General features: G+C 47.4%; 3 rRNA genes. All 3 read right to left on the bottom strand.

The features are described 5' to 3' along the window. A 16S ribosomal RNA gene (locus tag VIS94_10680) occupies positions 1-135 on the bottom strand; the annotation flags it as partial. Positions 136-757: 622 nt separating this feature from the next. Beyond that, a 5S ribosomal RNA gene (gene rrf, locus VIS94_10675) occupies positions 758-874 on the bottom strand. 85 nt (positions 875-959) lie between these two features. Then, positions 960-1,778: ribosomal RNA gene (locus VIS94_10670) — 23S ribosomal RNA — on the bottom strand; the annotation flags it as partial.

Below are 1,778 nucleotides of genomic sequence, written 5' to 3'. Positions count from 1 at the left end.
ATTCCCCTCTTTAGGGCAGGTCACCAACGTGTTACTCACCCGTTCGCCACTAGTGTATTGCTACACCCGTTCGACTTGCATGTATTAGGCACGCCGCCAGCGTTCATCCTGAGCCAGGATCAAACTCTCCGCAGAATTTTTATCGGTCTTTCAACCGTTTTTTTCTTCGCTTCGATTCGCCGGAATTGTCTGGTTTGTTTTTATTTCTGCTGCTTCTCAATTGTCAAGGTTCTGCTTCACCGTCTTTTTTTCTCTTTTTTCTGTTTCCCAACGGCAAGGCTTTATTATATGTCTTTCCTTTTTCTTGTCAAGTACTTTCTTCTTTTTTCATGCCCCTTCCTTTCTTTCTCGTGAATTTGGAAGGAACAAGCCATACCGGAACGACATTGTATGATTGATGTCTTAGCCGTACAATTCAGTCGAGCAACAGCACAATTGTATGAAAAAGTGCAGGATTGGCGTGAAAGCCCATCAGGATACATCATCGAAAAGTTACGGATTGAAAATAGTATTGTTTTGGAAAATTTGTGAATCGTTAAAGTGCTATGAGTATTTCTGTATCGAATTTACTAAAAAAGGCTGCATCATCTCACTGGTAAGAAAAATTTTGTCACTGTCATTTAGGAAATAATTAAGTCAAATTCAATTAATACAACTGGGAAAGTTGTCAAGTTACTTCGTGTATATTAAATCATTAACAAAGCTAATTCCGATTTTCACAAGGGGTTCTGGGGGGGATATTAACGAAAAAAAGTCATGTTGGCAATGACCTACTCTCCCAGGAGGTCGCCCTCCAAGTACCATCGGCGTTGACGCGCTTGACTTCCGGGTTCGAGATGTTTCCGGGTATACCCACGTCCCTCTGGTCACCAACATGACTTTCTATTTCTTCTTTCACTGAATCTCAGTATGTAGTATCCTTTTTCTTTTTACAGAAAACCGACCTGTTCCTTACATCACGTCTCAAGCCTTCGATCATTAGTACTGGTTTGCTCAATCCATCACTGAACTTTCACTCCCAGCCTATCTAGCACGTAGTCTCCGTGCGATCTTATTCATTCCTGATAAGAGAACTTATCTTGAAGCAAGTTTCCCACTTAGATGCTTTCAGCGGTTATCTCTCCCAAACGTGGCTACTCAGCTATGCAATTGGCATTACAACTGACACACCAGAGGTTTGTCCACCCCGGTCCTCTCGTACTAGGGGCAGCCCTTCTCAATTCTCTTTCGCCCACAGCGGATAGAGACCGAACTGTCTCACGACGTTCTGAACCCAGCTCGCGTACCGCTTTAACCGGCGAACAGCCGGACCCTTGGGACCTACTCCAGCCCCAGGATGCGATGGGCCGACATCGAGGTGCCAAACCACGCCGTCGATGTGAACTCTTGGGCGTGATCAGCCTGTTATCCCCAGAGTACCTTTTAGCCGATGAGCGATGGCCCTTCCATGCGGGACCACCGGATCACTAAGGCCTGCTTTCGCACCTGCTCGACCTGTCAGTCTCGCAGTCAAGCCCCCTTATGCCTTTGCACTCGACGCCTGGTTTCCAATCAGGCTGAGGGGACCTTTGCACACCTCCGTTACATTTTGGGAGGCGACCGCCCCAGTCAAACTACCCACCAGGCAGTGTCCCTCGTCGGGATGACCGACGCAGGTTAGAACACCGGACGAATCAGGGTGGTATTTCAAGGACGGCTCCATGGAAGCTAGCGCCCCCACTTCAACGCCTCCCACCTATCCTACACAAACCCGCCCAATATTCACTGCCAAGTTGCAG

The organism is Desulfomonilia bacterium (assembly GCA_036567785.1).
Classification (GTDB): domain Bacteria; phylum Desulfobacterota; class Desulfomonilia; order UBA1062; family UBA1062; genus DATCTV01.
Note: the sequence above shows the minus strand (reverse complement) of the source record. Positions and strands in the feature narration are given on the sequence as shown.